Below are 15,289 nucleotides of genomic sequence, written 5' to 3'. Positions count from 1 at the left end.
AGAATGGATAGGGATGCGAAAATAACGGCACAAGGAGGCACGTTCGTGAAGCTAGGGCACATGTCTGTACCCGGGGATTGCAACCGGATCTCGCCGATCCTCTCGCAGGTCGGCAACAAGTGGGCGGCGCTGACGGTGCTGGTCCTGTCGGAGAAACCCAAGCGCTACAATCAGTTGCGCCGTGAAATCGAGACGATTTCGCAACGCATGCTGACCGTCACGCTGCGCGCATTGGAACGCGACGGGCTCGTCCAGCGCGAGGTCTTCGCCGACAAGACGCCTCCGCAGGTCGAGTACAGGCTGACACCCTTGGGCGAGACCCTGGTCGGGCCGCTTTTTGCGCTCTGCGAATGGTCGGCGCTGAACTGCGACGACATTGAACGGAACCAAGCCGCTTATGACATGGCGCAGACGCCCAAGGCCAAGGCGGCAGGATGAAACCTATGAGGGGGGGCGCCATATCGGCCTAGCTTGGCGGTCCCTCACCTTCAGGTATCGTCGGGTGACAGCGCCTCGGAGGCTGAAAGGCCTCCACCGAGGATCAGCTTGCGGCACAATTCCAGGAACTGATCGCGCTCTTCCTGGGACAGAACGCTGAAGATCTCTTCCTGGCGCTTCAGGACCTGCGTCTCGATCCCGTCAAGCACGCGCCGCCCCTCATCGGTCGGGTAGAGCAGCCGCGCCCGCGTGTCCTCGTCGCTGGTCTCGACGGTGATCCAGCCACGTTCGCGCAACATCGAGACCGCGCGGCTGACCGAATTCTGCGGTCGCGGGAACAGCAGCGGGATGTCCTTCGCGAGCAGGCCGGGAAATCGCACCACCGCGTAGAGCGCCGACCAAGCGTGCACCGGCATGCGGTAGGTCTTCTCGAAGAACCGGTTGGACACCTGGTTGTTCGCAAGGACGATGTGGCTCACCGCCATCAGATAGCGCAGATCGGACGTGAAGGTCTCGCGCAGGATGTCGTCGGTCTCGTATCGCAAGCTGTCCTCGCCGTGGCGGTGTCGAAAGGTCTCCGTGGTACCCAGCGCCCCACGAGGTTGCAATATTTCGCGGCGGCATACCGAAACATAGCACAGCTTGCAAATTACATCCACTTGGATGTAACGATCCGTCAACCGTTGCATTTCAAGATTCCAAGCGAGACCCGAATGCCCCAACTTGCCGCCTTTGCCGTGCTGACGTTGATCCTCTTCGTCGGCGACGTCGCTGCCACGAGAACCCGCTCGCGGCTGCCGTCGATCTTCGTCTGCGCCGTCCTGTTCCTGGTCGGCTACTGGACGTTCTTCCCCGCCGATATAGTGCAGGTCGCCGGGTTCGGAACGCCGGTCGTCTACCTGTCGATGTTCCTGCTGATCACCAACATGGGCACGCTGCTCTCGCTCAAGGAACTGAGGCGGCAGTGGCGCACGGTGGTCATCGCGCTCCTCGGGATCGCCGGGATCGCCGCCATGCTCTTCACCGTCGGGCGGCTCTTCCTCGATTTCGAAACCCTCGTCGTCGTGACGCCGCCGCTGACCGGTGGGGTGGTCTCGTCGCTGATCATGTCCGAAGCCGCGTCCAAGGCGGGCTTCGAGAGCCTCGCGGTGCTCGCCATCCTGATCTACGTGATGCAGGGCTTCATCGGCTACCCGCTGACGTCGTGGATGCTGCAGCGTGAGGGACGCCGCGTGCTGGGCCTCTACCGCAGCGGCCAATGGGCCGGCGCGGCCAAGGTGACACAGGTCGAGAGCGCGCAGGGCGCCGCGGTGCCCGCGCTGTTCCGCAACCTGCCGGCAGAGTACAACACCGTCTACTTCAAGCTGTTCCGGCTGGGCCTCGTCGCCTTCCTTGCTTGGGGCGTGTCCGAGCTGGTGAAGCCCTATTTCGAGATCAGCCCCTTCGTGCTGTGCCTCGTGGCGGGGGTCATCGCCTCCTCGGTCGGATTCCTCGAGCGCCAGCCGCTGCAGCTGGCGAACTCCTTCGGCTTCGTGATCATGGTGCTGATGCTGTTCATCCTCGGCGGGCTGAACCGCGCGACGCCCGAGATGCTGCTCGATCTCGCGGGCCCGATGTTCGGCGCGATCCTCATCGGCATCGCCGGCATGTACGTTTTCTCCTTCATCGCCGGAAAGCTGCTGGGCAGCACGCCGGCGATGGCCTTCGCCTGCTCGCTGACCGCGCTTTACGGCTTCCCCGCCGACTACGTGATCACCAACGAGGTGGTGAACGCGCTGTCCGACAAGGAAGACGAACGCGAGGTGCTCTCCGCCCACATGCTGCCGCCGATGCTGGTCGCCGGTTTCGTCACGGTGACCATCGTCTCGGTGCTGTTGGCCGGTATCTTCGCAGGGCTGCTGTGATGGCGCAGCACGTCAGCGAGGGGCGCATCCGCGAGATGATCGAGGCGGTGGCCGCCTTCACCGCCACCCCGGGCCGGGGCACCACACGGCTGACCTACAGCGCGCAGCACCGCGCGGCGCTGGACTACCTCGCGGGCCGGATGCAGGAGGCGGGGCTGAGCACGCGGATCGACAGCGTCGGCAATCTCGTCGGGCGGCTCGAGGGAGCCGATCCGTCGCTTGCCCCGGTACTGGTCGGCTCGCATATCGACAGCGTGCCCAACGGCGGCGCCTTCGACGGGCCCGCCGGGGTCGTCGCGGCGATCGAAACCGCGTTCTGCATGCAGCAGCTTGGCGTGACGCCGCGCCGCCCGCTCGAGGTGATCGCGATGATCGAGGAGGAGGGCGGCCGCTTCGGCGGCGGCCTGCTCGGCTCGCGCATCCTGACCGGCCAGCTCGGACCGGAGGCGCTCGCTCCCATGTGCGACAGCGAAGGTGTTTCCCTCGGCGAGGCGATGGCGGGTTTCGGTCTCGCGCTGCAGGAGACGGGGGCCGCTGCGATCCCCGAGGGGGGCATCCACGCTTTTCTCGAGCTGCACATCGAGCAGGGACCGGTGCTTGAACAGACCGGTGACGCCGTGGGCATCGTGACCTCGATCGTGGCGCTGTCGCAGCTCGAGGTGCGGATTACCGGTGCCGCGGGACATGCCGGCACCACTCCGATGGCCGGCCGCCGCGACGCGCTCGTGGCCGCGGCCGGGGTCATCGCCGAGCTGCCGGGCCTCTGCGCGGCCATCGACCCCCGCGCGGTTGTCACGGTCGGCCAGATCGACGTGCATCCCGGCGGCGCCAACGTCATTCCCGAGGCCGCCATCTTCAGCGTCGACGTGCGCGCCGACAGGGTCGGGACGGTCGACGCGATCAAGTCGGCGCTTCGCACAAGGCTCGCCTCGCTGGAGGCGATCGGCTACGCGGTCGGGACCGAAGAGCTTCTCGCGGTGCCGGAAACCCCGATGTCGGAGGAGATCCGCGGCGCGCTGATCGCCGCAGCCGAGGACTGCGGTTTCGCCTGGCGCCCCATGCCGAGCGGCGCCGGGCACGACGCCATGGTCCTGTCGAAGATCGCACCGGTCGGGCTGATTTTCGTGCCAAGCCGGGACGGCGTGTCACACACGCCCGAGGAATGGACCGACTACGACCAGCTGGCGCGCGGCGTCGAGGTGGTCTTCCGGGCCACGCGGGCGCTGACGGCCTGAGGCCGCGCCGGGCGTCGCGCTGGACAGGGCATGGCGCGGAACGCGGGAAGTTGTCCGGAGGCAACTTCCCGCAGGCGCCTGTCTTGCAGAGGGATCTCGGACCCTCGGGGTCAGCCCCGGCAGTCGACCAGCACCTTCACCATGCCGGCCTCTGGATCCGTGGCCAGCTCGAAGACATCGCCCGCGTCGCTGAGCGGCACGATCCGGGTGATCAGTTTCGCCAGCGGCGTCTCGAGCTGCGCAACAAGCGCCGTGGCGCGGCGGAATTCCTCACGCGTGTAGACCCGTGACCCGACGAGCCTCAGCTCCTTGAAGCTCATGTCGAGCAGCGCGACCGGGGTCGGGGCCTTGAACAGCGAAGCGAGGCAGATCGTGCCGCCGGTGCGCACGAGCCGCGTCATCTCGAGCGCCGCAGGCGCCGCGCCGGAGCATTCCACCAGCACGTCCGCGCCGTCGCCGTCGGTGGCCGCGGCCACCGCCGCGGCAAGGGTCTCCGCACGGGCATTCACGGGCTCGAACCCCAGTTCCTCGGCAAGTCGCAGCCGTCCCGGCGCGATGTCCGAGATAAGGATGCGCCCGCCGCCGGCGTGGCGCAGCATCAACGCGGTGATGAGCCCGATCGGCCCCGCGCCGGTGACGACGCAGGTGTCGCCCATGGTGACCGCGGCGCGGTCCGCCACCCGCAGGCAGACGGCGACCGGCTCGATCAGCGCCGCGAGCTCGTCCGGGACATCGTCGGGTACCGGGACCAGCAGCTCGGGCGCGACGGTTATTTCCTCGGCCATGCCGCCGTCACAGTCGATGCCAAGAAGGCGCAGGTTGGCGCAGACATGCGGGCTGCCGGTCCGGCAGGGATGGCAGGCGCCGCAGGAGATCAGGGGGAAAGCGGTGACCCGCTGGCCCTTGGTGAATCCGGCGTGATCCTCGATCACTTCGCCGATGAACTCGTGACCAAGGATCAGCGGCGCCTGCGCACGCGGGTGGCTGCCCGCGTAGATGCCGATGTCCGTCCCGCAGACGCCGCAGTAGTGCAGCCGCAGACGGACCCCTTTGGTTTTGGGGCGAGGGACATCGCGCACGGCGACTGTCCGCGGCCCTTCATAGACCAGCGCCTTCATGTCTTCCTCCTGCTCAGCTTTCCAGGTCGCGATCAGGTGATCGCGTAGCCGCCGTCGATTGGGATGACCGTGCCGGTCATGAACCCCGCCAGCGGGGTGGCGAGGAACAAGGCGGGGCCCGCCAGATCGCCCGGCTCGCCCCAGCGGCCCATCGGCGTGCGTCCGAGAATGGTACGTGCGCGCGCCTCGTCGTCCTGAAGATCGGCGGTCAGCGGTGTGCGGATCCAGCCCGGAGCGATGGCATTCACCCGGACGCCGTCCTTTGCCCAGGCGATGGCGAGCGATTTGGTGAGCTGCGCAATGCCGCCCTTCGACGCCGAGTAGCCTGGCACCAGCCCGCCGCCGAAGAACGACAGCATCGAGGCGGTGTTGATCACACTGCCGCCCGTGCGCGCCAGCGCGTCATGCGCGGCATGGGCGCAACGCATCGAGCCGTTGAGGTTGACGTCGACGACCTGCTCGAAGACCGCGGGCTCGAGTTCAGCGCCGCGGCGGATCAGCCCGGCGCAGTTGACCAGCGTGTAAAGATCGGCCTGCGCGCCGATGACCTCGGTCACCGCTGCGCCGTCGCGCACGTCGAGCAGCTCAAAGCTCAGGGCCCCGCCGAGCCCGAGCTCTTCCGCCTTGGCGGTCGCCGCCGCGGCCTCTCTGTCGGTGAGCCCCGTCGCGGTGACCCGCGCCCCGGCCCGGGCGAATCCGAGCGCGATGCCGAAACCTATCCCCGAGGTGCCGCCGGTCACGAGGACCGAGCGGCCTTCGAGGAAAGGCGCCGCCCATTCGCCACCGAGGGCGGGGATGTCGCTTCTTTCCATCTTGGTCATCTGATGAACTGGTCGAGGTAGCTCGCGCCGAGCCCGACCTCTTCGTAGTGCTTGCGGCACATGTCGATCTTGGTGAACACATCCTCGAAGCCGACGTGCTTGTTGTCCTCGTCGACGTAGTACATGCACCCTTGGATGTTGAAGAAGGTGATCATTTCTTCGCAATCCTCGGGCACGGTCAGGGTGTGGATCTCGCCCGGTGGTTCGAAGACGAAGGAGCCGGTCTCGGCCACCCAGTCATGCTCGAGGTAGTGCCAGCGGCCCTTGATCACGTAGCCGGTGACCGGGGCGGGGTGCAGGTGCTTGCTGAGCACGCCGGACTTGCGCACCCGCAGCAGGTTGCACCACTGCCCGGCCATCGTGTTGAGCAGGAGCGGGCGGAACCACACGTCCGGCGCCTGCGGCACCCAGACCCGTTCGTCCTCGGGGATTGCCATTTCGGCAATCTCGGGAACGGCGAGCGGATGGGTCGAGCCTTTCATTGAGGCATACATCAGGATTTCCCTTGTTTGGCGAGAGAGCTTCGGTCGGATCTGCCGCGCCCGGAGAGGCGGCGCAGCAGGGACACCGCCGGCGGTGCGAGCCAGACCAGCAGCGTGATCACGCCCAGTACCCCGGCGATGGGGCGTTCGAAGAAGGCGAGCAGGTTGCCATCCGCCTTGATCATGCTGGACATGAAATTCTCCTCCACGACCCGGCCGAGCACGAGGCCCAGCACCAGCGGCGCGGCGGGATAGTCATTCGCCTCCATGATCCAGACCAGCACACCAACGGCGGCGAGCGTCCACAGATCGAAGAGCGAATTGTTCGTGGCAAAGGTGCCGAGGATGCAGAGCAGCAGGATCGAGGGATAGAGCTTGCCCATGCGCACGCCGAGCAGTTGCCGCCCGCCGATGATGGCCAAGAGGCCAAGCGGGATGATCAGTAGGTTCGCCAGCACGAAGACGATGTAGATCGCGTTGACGAGCTCGGGCGAGGTGATGAAGACCATCGGCCCCGGCTGGATGCCCTTGAGCACCAGCACGCCGACAACGATCGCGGTGATCGAGTCGCCGGGGATGCCGAAGACCAGCGCCGGCACGTAGCTTCCCGAGAGCGCCGCGTTGTTGGCCGAGGCGGCTCCGGCGATGGCCTCGGGCTCGCCCTTGCCGTAATTGTCGGCCTTCTTCGAGACCTTCTGACTGATCGCGTAGGCGATCCAGGCGGCGATGTCGGCACCTGCACCGGGCAGCGCGCCGATCAGCGTGCCGATCAGGCTGCCGCGGGCCACCGCGCCCTTGTGGGTCCAGAGATTGCGGGGCTGTCCGCGCAAGATCGACAGCCCGGCCTTTGCGGGTTTCTGCGGGGTGACGAGCGGGTGCTGCGCCGAGCGCAGGATCTCGGCCACCGCGAAGGCGCCGATCATCACCGCGATCAGCGAAACCCCGGCCTGCAGGTCGATCAGCCCGAAGGTGTAGCGCGGCAGACCGGTCGTCACGTCGAGGCCGATCATCGTCAGGAACAGGCCGAGCAGCAGCGACACCGTGCCCTTGAGACGGTCGCGCCCGGCGACCAGCGTGGCGCAGGACAGGCCGAGCAGCGCCAGCCAGAAATATTCGTAGGTCGAGAAGAGCAGCGCCACCTCGGCCAGTTGCGGTGCGGCGAGCACGAGAACCGCTGTGCCGATCAGCCCGCCGATCACCGCCACCATCATCGACGTGCCGAGCGCGAGATCCAGCCGACCCATGCGGTTCAGCGCATCGAGTTCGCGCATGTAGGCGGCCGAGGCCGGGGTGCCGGGGATGCGCAGCAGCGCCCCGGGAATGTCGCCGGCGAAGATCGACATGGCCGAACAGGAGACGATGGCGCCGATCGCCGCCACCGGCGAGAGGAAAAAGGTCACCGGCACCAGCAGCGCCACCGCCATGGTCGCGCTGAGACCCGGGGTCGCGCCGACGAAAAGGCCGAAGGCCGAGCCGAGCAGGATCACTCCCAGCACGTCGAGGCTAAAGACCATGTGAAAGGCGGAAATCAGGACATCCATGCGGGTCGCTTCAGAACAGGGAGCCGGGGAAGGGCCCGGTGGGCAGGGGCACACGCATCACCTCGATGAAGAAGAGCGTGACCGCGAGACAGACGGCGATAGAAACGACGGCGGCCGCAATCGGTCGCTCGTCCCAGAGCAGGGCGCTGACAAGGACCAGCACCACCGAGACCGGCAGCGAGCCGAGCACGGGCGCAAGCAGGCCATAGAGCACGATTGCCAGCGGGATGAAGAGGATCCGCGCCAGCCGCTTGGGGCTGCGCATCCAATCCTCGACCTCGGGGAGGAGCCGCACCTCGGCGCCCTGCATCCGTGCCGCGAGACTGCGCCCCGCGATCAGCAGGCCGAAGAGCACGAAGCCCGAGCCGACGATGCGCGGGAAGAGCCGCGGGGATGCGGCCCCCGCAGGTTCGGGAAAGCCCTGCGCCTGCAGGACCACGAAGATCCCGAGTATCGCGAAGCCAAGCCCCGTCCAGATATCCGGAAGCCGCATCCCTACTCTCCTCAGCTGCCGCGTTGCGCGAGGCCGATGGCGTTCATGACCTCGCCGACGCTCTGCTGCGTCTCGTCGAGGAAGTCAGTGAACTCCGCGGCGTCGAGGTAGCGAGCGCCAAAGCCCTGCTGCGCCATGAAGGACTGGAACTCTTCGCTGTCGAAGACGGTCTTCACGGCGGCTTCGAGCTTGGCCGCGGCCTCGGGATCCATCTCCTTGGGGCCGACGACGCCGCGCCAGGTGCCGCCCGAGTAGGGGGTGCCGGTCTGTTCGGCGGCGGTGGGCACGTCCGGGAAGGCCGCGTTGCGCTCGTCGGCGAAGACGGCCAGTGCCTTGGAGCGTCCCGCATCCATCATGGTCTTGCCCTCGGGCAGCGACGACGGGATGATCTGCACGCCTCCGGCAGCCAGTTCCTGAAAGCCGGGGGCAGCGCCCTGCGAGGGCACCATCGTGACCTTCAGCGGGTCGACGCCCTGCTGTTGCAGGAAGCCGGCGAAGGCCAGGTGATAGGCCGCGCCGACGGCGGTGCCGGACATCTTGAAGGTGCCGGCGGGCGCATTCTTGATTGCCTCGACGGCGTCGCCGACGGTTTCCCAGTCGCTGCCTGCGGCCACGTGGAAGGCACCACTGTCGAAATTCACCAAGCTGATCGGCGTGAAGTCCTCGTCGGTGAACTCGGCGTTGCCGGTCCAGTAGTAGGTCACCATCTCGGCGGTCGCGAAGCCGATGGTGTAGCCGTCGGTCGGCGCGGTCACCATGGCGTTGTGGCCGACGACACCGGCGCCGCCCGAGCGGTTCACGACCGCGACATTGGTTCCAAGCTCGGCTTCCAGCCCCTTGGCCAGCATCCGCGCGACGGCATCGGTGCCTCCGCCGGCGTTCCACGGCACGATCATGGTGATCGGCTTTTCGGGGTATTCGGCCATGGCGGTGCCGGCCGCCGCGAGCAGGGCAATGCTCGCGAACGTCATTTTCTTCAGCATGGGGTCTCCTCCGTTTAGCTGAATGTCTTGGTAAGCTTGTGCCTTTCCAAGTGGCGACGCGTGAACCAGATGGTGTCGAGCATCGCCTGTCGGGCGGTCGCCGCGTCCTTGCGCTCGATGGCGTCAAGAACGTTGCGGTGATTGACCAGGTTGTTGCGGAAATTCTCCATATGCATCTCGATGGCGACCCGGAACAGTTGCCCGAGCACGGCGTCGATGGCGGTGTCGAAGGCCTCGATGATCGGGTTGCCGGTCGAGGCGAGGATCGCCAGATGGAACTCGCGGTCGGCGCGGATCGCGGCAACGGCATCACCGCTGTCGGCGGCGGCCTCCATCTTGTCGTAGGCGACGCGGATCGCGGTGATCGCGCTGCGGCTGGCGCGCTCGGCGGCCATCGCCGCGGCGGCGGGTTCGAACACCTCGCGCGCCTCGTCGATCGAGCCCATCAGCTCGACGTTGAAGCCTTCGCTCGGCATCATCCAGCGCAGCACGTCGCGATTGAGCAGGTTCCAGTGCTTGCGCGGCAGCACCCGGGTGCCGATCCGCGGCCGCACCTCGACCAGCCCGAGCGCGACCAACGTGCGGATCGCCTCGCGCAGGGTGGTGCGGCTGATCCCCAGATCGTCCATCAGGCTGGCCTCGACCGGCAGCGTGCCCTCGACCTCGTACGTGCCGGCGACGATGCGCCGGCCCAGCGTGTCAAGAGCCTCGGACGCCTTCAGAGGGCGCGCATCGGCTCCCAGGGTCTCAGGCAGTGCGAATTCGCTCACGGCTGTCTCCTCCATGTCAACCTCGGCGGCTGACCGACCGTAGCGCCTCCACCCCACGGTCCAAGATGAATCAGTCATAGACAATTTGGTACGATGAATCAAATTCAATAATCGTATCAAAATACGTATCAATTATATCTATATAAATGAACGCTTTAGATGGAACATGCTCGCGTCCCGCGAGCGGGAGCATCTGCAGAGGTCGCTTGTCGCGCTCCACGTCCCGGACCCAGATGACATCGCGCGCACGCCCGCCCCGGATGCACCGGGGCGGGTCGGACCTTGCAGATTTAGCGCGTCAGTCCCAATCGGGTGCCAGCCCCTCGGGCGAGACGATGCGGCCATGCGGCTCCGCCGCCGCGGAAGTCGCGCGCTTCGCCGGGCGCCATGCGGACGGTGCCGAGGCCAAGCGCGGGGAATCCGGCGCGCCCAATGTGTCCAATGGTCATGGGACAAGTCCTCCTATTCTGCTGGAAGAGGGGAGGCCGTCCGGTCGAGACGACCGGAGAGCCGGGTCAGAAGCACGCCGACGAAGACCACCGCAGCGCCGAGCAGGGGTGCCGCGGCAAGGCCGCTGCCCGCGACGACGAGCCCGCCCGTCCATGCGCCAAGCGCGATGCCAAGGTTGAAGGCGCCGATATTGAGACCCGAGGCAACGTCGACCGCATCCGGCGCAACCTCGCGGGCGATCTGCACGGTATAGACCTGCAGCGGCGGCACGTTAGCGAAGGCGAAACCGCCCCAGACCGCGATCACCGCGATGGCCGCCGCAGGCGACGAGAGCGTCAGGCCGAGCGCCAGCAAGACCGCCGACAGCCCGATGAAGATCAGCGTCAGCGCGCGCACCGCGCCCATGCGGTCCGCCAACTTGCCGCCGATGATGTTGCCGACCGCGACCGAAGCGCCGTAGAGCAGGATGACGAGGCTCACCGCGCCCGTGCCGAGCCCGGTCACCTCGCTCAGCATCGGGGCAAGGTAGGTGAAGGCGATGAAATTTCCGCCGTAGCCGACCGCGGTGATCAGGTAGACGAGCAGCAGCCGTGGCGAGGTCAGCACCTTTGCCTGAGCGCTCAGGCGCGGCACCGGGCGCCGGCGCAGCGTGCCGGGCACAAGCAGCGCCGAGGCGATCAGCCCGATCACGCCTAGAACGAACACGCCGAGGAAGCTCGCCTGCCACCCGAAGTTCTGACCAATCCAGGTGCCGAGCGGCACACCGGTGACCAGCGCGACGGTCAGGCCCAGAAAGACCAGCGCGATCGCGGAGCTTTCCTTCTCGCGATCAACGAGATCCGTAGCGATGGTCGAGGCGATGGCGAAGAAGACACCATGCGCGAGACCGGTCAGAAAGCGCGCGGCGATCAGGCTGTCGTACCCGGGTGCAAAGGCGGCGAAGGCATTGCCGGCGATGAACAGGACCAGCAGCGACAGCAGCAGCGTCTTGCGCGGCAGGCGCCCGGCAAGCGCGGTCAGCACCGGCGCGCCGATGGTCACGCCAAGCGCATAGAGGCTGACCAGAAGGCCGGCTGAGGGCAGGGATACGCCGAGGTCCGCGGCGATGGTCGGGATGAGGCCAACGATCACGAACTCGGTCGTGCCGACGGCGAAGGCGCTGATCGTCAGCGCCCAGAGAGCTAAGGGCATGGGAGGCTCCTGTTTCCACTTTCGCCGCGAAGATGGCCGCGCTAGGCTTTTGCGTGAACAGACAGGTTGGCAAAGGCTCGTTGCGCTTGATGCACGAATTACCGCAGACCCGAGACCTTGCGACCTTTGTTAAGGTGATCGAGGCCGGGGGCTTTGCCGAGGCCGGCAGGCATCTTGGCGTGGCTCCCTCGACGCTGAGCCGAGCGGTGACCCGCCTCGAGCTGCAACTCGGCGCCACCTTGCTGCGCCGGAGTACCCGCGCGATCGAACTGACCGCTGAGGGGCGCGACCTGCTCGTGGCGGCACAGGACATCGTCACCCGGACCGAGTCGCTGGCCGATCTCGCGGCGCAGGGGCGTGCACCGCGAGGTCCGCTGCGGGTGAATGCCCCGGCAGGCTTCGTCCTGCACGTGATCGCGCCGCAGCTGGTCGAGTTCCACGCGCGGTTTCCCGAGGTGGAGGTCACTCTCGACATGACCGATCGCCTCGTCGACCTGATCGACAGTCATGCGGATGTGGCGATCCGCTTCGGGCGATTGGCTGACAGCGAGGTGCTGCAGCGGCCGCTCGGACGCACGCCATGGCGTCTGGTCGCGGCTCCGTCCTATCTTGACCGCGCAGGCTGGCCCGACAGGCCCGAGGCGCTTGGGCAGCTCCGGCAGGTGCGCTTCACCGCGCCGTCGCACATCAACGGCCTGCACTTCGAGGGGCTTTCCGGGCCAGTTGACGTCCCCGCCTCGGTTTACGCCGAGAATGGCGAGGCGGTGCGCAGCCTCATCCTTGGCGGCATGGGGATTGCGCGCCTTTCGGAGTTCATGGTGGCCGAGGATATCGCGGCGGGGCGGCTGGTGTCGCTCTTTCCCGATCGCCTGCTGGCAGACCCGCTGGAGATCACCGCGCTTTATCTTACCCGCACGTCGGGGTTGCGACGGCTCGCGGTCTTTCTCGAATGGCTGTCGGAGAAACTCTCCCGTACCGCCGCCTGACCGTCATTGCGTTCCCCCCCCGGAAATCTCTTGCCGCAGGGGCGGGAAAGGGACAGCTGCACCAACCCCATCGACGGACCCGGGGCAAACGGGCATTCTTTCCGGGGCGGATAAGACGGAACGACGTTCCGCAAGCCGAGCGTTACCTCGAGACAGGGACCTTTTCTTTGTGGACCCATTGATCCTCGCGACCCGGGAAGACACCTAGTGCCCCTAATTCAAAGGAGTTGCCAAGATGCTCAAGTCTATCGCCACCGCCACAATTTTCGCCGCCGGGCTCGCAGGCAGCGCCATGGCGCAAGAGGCCCAGACCCTGCGGGTGGGCATGTCGGGCGGCTATTTCCCCTTCACCTTCGTCAAGCAGGACGTGCTGCAGGGCTTCGAGGTTGATGTCATGAACGCCGTTGGCGAGCAGACCGGCCTCGACGTGGAATTCGAGACCATGTCCTTCTCGGGTCTCGTCGGCGCGCTCGACGCGGGCCGCATCGACACGATCGCCAACCAGATCACCATCACCCCCGAGCGCGAGGCCAAGTTCGCCTTCACCCAGCCCTATGTCTACGACGGGGCGCAGGTGGTGGTGCGCGAGGGCAATGACGAGATCACCAGCGTCGAGGACCTGCGCGGGCGTACCGTCGCTGTGAACCTCGGCTCGAACTTCGAGCAGCTGCTGCGCGAGTTGCCCTTCGCCGACGAGGTGGAGATCAAGACCTACGAGTCCAACATCGCGCAGGACACCGCGCTGGGTCGGGTCGATGCCTTCGTGATGGATCGCGTCTCCTCGGCGCAGCTCATCCAGGAAAGCCCGCTGCCGCTGGCTCTGGCCGGCAAGCCCTTTTCGGAGATCCACAACGCATTGCCCTTCCGCAACGACGCGGCCGGCACCGCGTTGCGCGACGAGGTGGACGCGGCGCTGTCCACCCTGCGCGAGAACGGCACGCTGACCGAGATCTCGCAGAAGTGGTTCGGCACCGACATCACCAGCCCGGAGTGAACCCATGCGGGGACTGGACCTCGACTACATGCTGGGGCTGGTCCCCGTTATCCTGGGCTACGTGCCGCTGACGCTGGGTATGGCGGCGGCGGGGATGGTCCTGGCGCTCATCCTCGCCTCGCTGCTGGCGGTCGAGCGGGTGTTCCGTCTGCCTTGGATCGACTGGGCGGTTGTGCTGTTCATCAGCTTCTTCCGCGGCACGCCGCTCTTGGTGCAGCTCTTCCTCTTCTACTACGGTCTGCCGCAGGTGATGAGCTTCCTGACCAGCATCAACGGGGTCACCGCCGCGATCATGGGGCTGACGCTGCATTTCTCGGCCTACATGGCCGAGACGATCCGCGCGGCGATCCTCGGTGTCGACCGCAGCCAATGGGAGGCGGCACAGTCTATCGGCATGACCCAGCTGCAGATGATGCGGCGGATCATCCTGCCGCAGGCCGCCCGGGTGGCGGCGCCGACGCTGGTCAACTACTTCATCGACATGATCAAGGGCACCTCGCTGGCCTTCACCCTTGGCGTCACCGAGATGATGGGCGCGGCGCAGAAAGAGGCGGCGGGCAGCTTCCTCTATTTCGAGGCCTTCCTCGTCGTGGCGTTGATGTACTGGGCCATGGTCGAACTGCTGAGCCAGGGGCAGAAGCGGCTCGAGGTCTATCTGAACAAGGCGTATGCACGATGATTTCCGTCCGCGGTCTCAGCAAGACTTTCAACGGCACTGCGGTGCTCGATGGGATCGATCTCGACATCGCGCCGGGCGAGCGGGTGGTGATCATCGGCCCCTCGGGGACCGGCAAGTCGACCCTCCTGCGCTGCCTCAACTTCCTCGATGAGCCCGACGCGGGACGGATCACCATCGGCGCCGTCACGCTCGATGCCGCCCGGGCGAGCCGGGCCGAAGTTCTCGCCCTGCGCCGCCGCTCGGCTTTCGTCTTCCAGAACTACGCGCTCTTTGCCAACAAGACCGCGAAGGAAAATATCATGGAGGCGCTGGTCACCGTGCAGGGCCGCCCGCCGGCCGAGGCCGAGCGGCGTGCGCTCGAGGTGCTGGCCGAGACCGGCCTCGCCGAAAAGGCGGACAGCTACCCTGCGAGCCTCTCGGGCGGACAGCAGCAGCGCGTCGGCATCGGCCGAGCCATGGCCATCGGCGCCGAGCTCATGCTCTTCGACGAGCCGACCTCGGCGCTTGACCCGGAATGGGTGGGCGAGGTGCTCGACCTCATGCGCCGCGTCGCCGCGCGTCGCCAGACAATGCTGATCGTCACCCACGAGATGCAGTTCGCCCGCGAGATTGCCGACCGGGTGATCTTCATGCACGGCGGCAAGATTGTCGAGGAAGGAAGCCCGGAACAGATCTTCGGGTCGCCCAAGGACGAGCGGCTGCAGCGGTTCCTCAGGCGGCTGTCGCATTAGGCACATGTGATGGGTGCGCGTGCCAAGTCTTGCGGCCTTCCTCCGCAGAGGCCGGGTTCCCTTCTCATGCGGGACAAGCCTGCGCCATCGCAAGGACGGCGGCACGGCTTGACGATCGGCTTGGCTGCGGGCTCAGGCGGGCGCCTGGTCCTGGATCAGCACCGGCGAGAAGTAGGTCTTGCTGCGTCCGCCGAGGGTGATCGGATCGATCATTGACACGCAGGTCTGGTAATGCGGGGTCTTGCGGTGCTCGTCCAGAGCGGCCTCGCTCTCGAAGATCTCGTAGACGTAGAAGTTGTTCTCGTCTGCGGGGTCGTGCAGCAAATCGAAGCGCAGATTGCCCGGCTCCTTGCGCGTGCCTTCGCAGTTCAGAGTGAAAGCCTTGAGGAAGGTGTCGCGCGTGCCTTCCTGAACCTTGATGTTGACGAGTTGGATCAGCATGACCTTGTCCTTTGTGAGTAGAAGAATGGGAA

General features: G+C 66.5%; 17 protein-coding genes. 7 read left to right on the top strand and 10 right to left on the bottom strand.

Features of this window, described 5'->3' with window-relative positions:
* Nucleotides 1-60: 60 nt before the first annotated feature.
* The gene (locus CEW88_RS20365) at nt 61-438 is read left to right on the top strand and encodes a winged helix-turn-helix transcriptional regulator (RefSeq protein ID WP_108970195.1); all 378 of its coding nucleotides are present in this window, start codon (nt 61-63) and stop codon (nt 436-438) included.
* A 50-nt stretch (nt 439-488) separates the two neighbouring features.
* Here the strand turns inward: CEW88_RS20365 and CEW88_RS20360 are convergent, their stop codons facing one another.
* Nucleotides 489-983, bottom strand: coding sequence for a MarR family winged helix-turn-helix transcriptional regulator (locus CEW88_RS20360; protein ID WP_108970194.1), 495 nt, complete (start codon nt 981-983; stop codon nt 489-491).
* Between the two features lie 168 nt (nt 984-1,151).
* Between CEW88_RS20360 and CEW88_RS20355 the strand changes: the two genes are divergently transcribed.
* On the top strand, nt 1,152-2,342 hold the full coding sequence (locus CEW88_RS20355) for a hypothetical protein (RefSeq protein ID WP_108970193.1): 1,191 nt from the start codon (nt 1,152-1,154) through the stop codon (nt 2,340-2,342).
* Complete coding sequence (locus CEW88_RS20350) at nt 2,342-3,577, top strand: Zn-dependent hydrolase (protein WP_108970192.1); 1,236 nt, start codon at nt 2,342-2,344, stop codon at nt 3,575-3,577. The genes CEW88_RS20355 and CEW88_RS20350 overlap by 1 nt, the downstream gene beginning before the upstream one ends.
* 110 nt (nt 3,578-3,687) lie before the next feature.
* On the opposite strand, the gene CEW88_RS20345 is transcribed toward CEW88_RS20350, so the two are convergent.
* The 8 genes from CEW88_RS20345 to CEW88_RS20310 form a co-directional block, all read right to left on the bottom strand.
* Nucleotides 3,688-4,695: a zinc-dependent alcohol dehydrogenase gene (locus CEW88_RS20345; protein WP_108970191.1), complete on the bottom strand. Its 1,008-nt coding sequence runs from the start codon at nt 4,693-4,695 to the stop codon at nt 3,688-3,690.
* Between the two features lie 32 nt (nt 4,696-4,727).
* Complete coding sequence (locus tag CEW88_RS20340) at nt 4,728-5,507, bottom strand: SDR family NAD(P)-dependent oxidoreductase (protein WP_108970411.1); 780 nt, start codon at nt 5,505-5,507, stop codon at nt 4,728-4,730.
* Nucleotides 5,508-5,512: 5 nt separating this feature from the next.
* Nucleotides 5,513-6,010, bottom strand: a complete 498-nt coding sequence (locus CEW88_RS20335) for a 2,4'-dihydroxyacetophenone dioxygenase family protein (RefSeq protein WP_254694551.1) — start codon at nt 6,008-6,010, stop codon at nt 5,513-5,515.
* A complete protein-coding gene (locus CEW88_RS20330; protein WP_108970190.1) occupies nt 6,010-7,539 on the bottom strand; it encodes a tripartite tricarboxylate transporter permease in 1,530 nt (509 codons plus the stop codon). Before CEW88_RS20330 ends, CEW88_RS20335 begins: the two co-directional genes overlap by 1 nt.
* Before the next feature lie 10 nt (nt 7,540-7,549).
* Complete coding sequence (locus CEW88_RS20325) at nt 7,550-8,032, bottom strand: tripartite tricarboxylate transporter TctB family protein (protein ID WP_108970189.1); 483 nt, start codon at nt 8,030-8,032, stop codon at nt 7,550-7,552.
* 11 nt (nt 8,033-8,043) lie between these two features.
* On the bottom strand, nt 8,044-9,015 hold the full coding sequence (locus tag CEW88_RS20320; RefSeq protein ID WP_108970188.1) for a tripartite tricarboxylate transporter substrate binding protein: 972 nt from the start codon (nt 9,013-9,015) through the stop codon (nt 8,044-8,046).
* Between the two features lie 14 nt (nt 9,016-9,029).
* Nucleotides 9,030-9,785, bottom strand: coding sequence for a FadR/GntR family transcriptional regulator (locus tag CEW88_RS20315; RefSeq protein ID WP_159099691.1), 756 nt, complete (start codon nt 9,783-9,785; stop codon nt 9,030-9,032).
* Between the two features lie 462 nt (nt 9,786-10,247).
* A complete protein-coding gene (locus CEW88_RS20310; RefSeq protein WP_108970186.1) occupies nt 10,248-11,426 on the bottom strand; it encodes an MFS transporter in 1,179 nt (392 codons plus the stop codon).
* Between the two features lie 89 nt (nt 11,427-11,515).
* Between CEW88_RS20310 and CEW88_RS20305 the strand changes: the two genes are divergently transcribed.
* The 4 genes from CEW88_RS20305 to CEW88_RS20290 all read left to right on the top strand — a co-directional run bounded on the left by CEW88_RS20305 (nt 11,516) and on the right by CEW88_RS20290 (nt 14,816).
* A complete protein-coding gene (locus tag CEW88_RS20305; protein WP_108970185.1) occupies nt 11,516-12,412 on the top strand; it encodes a LysR family transcriptional regulator in 897 nt (298 codons plus the stop codon).
* A gap of 235 nt (nt 12,413-12,647) precedes the next feature.
* The gene (locus tag CEW88_RS20300; protein WP_108970184.1) at nt 12,648-13,406 is read left to right on the top strand and encodes an amino acid ABC transporter substrate-binding protein; all 759 of its coding nucleotides are present in this window, start codon (nt 12,648-12,650) and stop codon (nt 13,404-13,406) included.
* 4 nt (nt 13,407-13,410) lie between these two features.
* On the top strand, nt 13,411-14,085 hold the full coding sequence (locus CEW88_RS20295; RefSeq protein ID WP_108970183.1) for an amino acid ABC transporter permease: 675 nt from the start codon (nt 13,411-13,413) through the stop codon (nt 14,083-14,085).
* Nucleotides 14,082-14,816, top strand: a complete 735-nt coding sequence (locus CEW88_RS20290) for an amino acid ABC transporter ATP-binding protein (RefSeq protein WP_108970182.1) — start codon at nt 14,082-14,084, stop codon at nt 14,814-14,816. Before CEW88_RS20295 ends, CEW88_RS20290 begins: the two co-directional genes overlap by 4 nt.
* A 132-nt stretch (nt 14,817-14,948) precedes the next feature.
* Here the strand turns inward: CEW88_RS20290 and CEW88_RS20285 are convergent, their stop codons facing one another.
* A complete protein-coding gene (locus CEW88_RS20285) occupies nt 14,949-15,257 on the bottom strand; it encodes an antibiotic biosynthesis monooxygenase (protein ID WP_108970181.1) in 309 nt (102 codons plus the stop codon).
* Nucleotides 15,258-15,289: the final 32 nt, after the last annotated feature.

This window comes from Alloyangia pacifica, from assembly GCF_003111685.1.
Taxonomy (GTDB): Bacteria; Pseudomonadota; Alphaproteobacteria; order Rhodobacterales; family Rhodobacteraceae; genus Salipiger; species Salipiger pacificus_A.
This window is presented reverse-complemented; position numbering and strand designations above follow the sequence as displayed.

Coding starts and splice junctions, on each gene's coding strand:
- CEW88_RS20365 (WP_108970195.1), top strand. CDS start 61: ATGTCTGTACCCGGGGATTGCAACCGGATCTCGCCGATCCTCTCGCAG.
- CEW88_RS20290 (WP_108970182.1), top strand. CDS start 14,082: ATGATTTCCGTCCGCGGTCTCAGCAAGACTTTCAACGGCACTGCGGTG.
- CEW88_RS20345 (WP_108970191.1), bottom strand. CDS start 4,695: ATGAAGGCGCTGGTCTATGAAGGGCCGCGGACAGTCGCCGTGCGCGAT.
- CEW88_RS20300 (WP_108970184.1), top strand. CDS start 12,648: ATGCTCAAGTCTATCGCCACCGCCACAATTTTCGCCGCCGGGCTCGCA.
- CEW88_RS20335 (WP_254694551.1), bottom strand. CDS start 6,010: ATGTATGCCTCAATGAAAGGCTCGACCCATCCGCTCGCCGTTCCCGAG.
- CEW88_RS20350 (WP_108970192.1), top strand. CDS start 2,342: ATGGCGCAGCACGTCAGCGAGGGGCGCATCCGCGAGATGATCGAGGCG.
- CEW88_RS20330 (WP_108970190.1), bottom strand. CDS start 7,539: ATGGATGTCCTGATTTCCGCCTTTCACATGGTCTTTAGCCTCGACGTG.
- CEW88_RS20340 (WP_108970411.1), bottom strand. CDS start 5,507: ATGGAAAGAAGCGACATCCCCGCCCTCGGTGGCGAATGGGCGGCGCCT.
- CEW88_RS20355 (WP_108970193.1), top strand. CDS start 1,152: ATGCCCCAACTTGCCGCCTTTGCCGTGCTGACGTTGATCCTCTTCGTC.
- CEW88_RS20285 (WP_108970181.1), bottom strand. CDS start 15,257: ATGCTGATCCAACTCGTCAACATCAAGGTTCAGGAAGGCACGCGCGAC.
- CEW88_RS20295 (WP_108970183.1), top strand. CDS start 13,411: ATGCGGGGACTGGACCTCGACTACATGCTGGGGCTGGTCCCCGTTATC.
- CEW88_RS20320 (WP_108970188.1), bottom strand. CDS start 9,015: ATGCTGAAGAAAATGACGTTCGCGAGCATTGCCCTGCTCGCGGCGGCC.
- CEW88_RS20325 (WP_108970189.1), bottom strand. CDS start 8,032: ATGCGGCTTCCGGATATCTGGACGGGGCTTGGCTTCGCGATACTCGGG.
- CEW88_RS20310 (WP_108970186.1), bottom strand. CDS start 11,426: ATGCCCTTAGCTCTCTGGGCGCTGACGATCAGCGCCTTCGCCGTCGGC.
- CEW88_RS20305 (WP_108970185.1), top strand. CDS start 11,516: ATGCACGAATTACCGCAGACCCGAGACCTTGCGACCTTTGTTAAGGTG.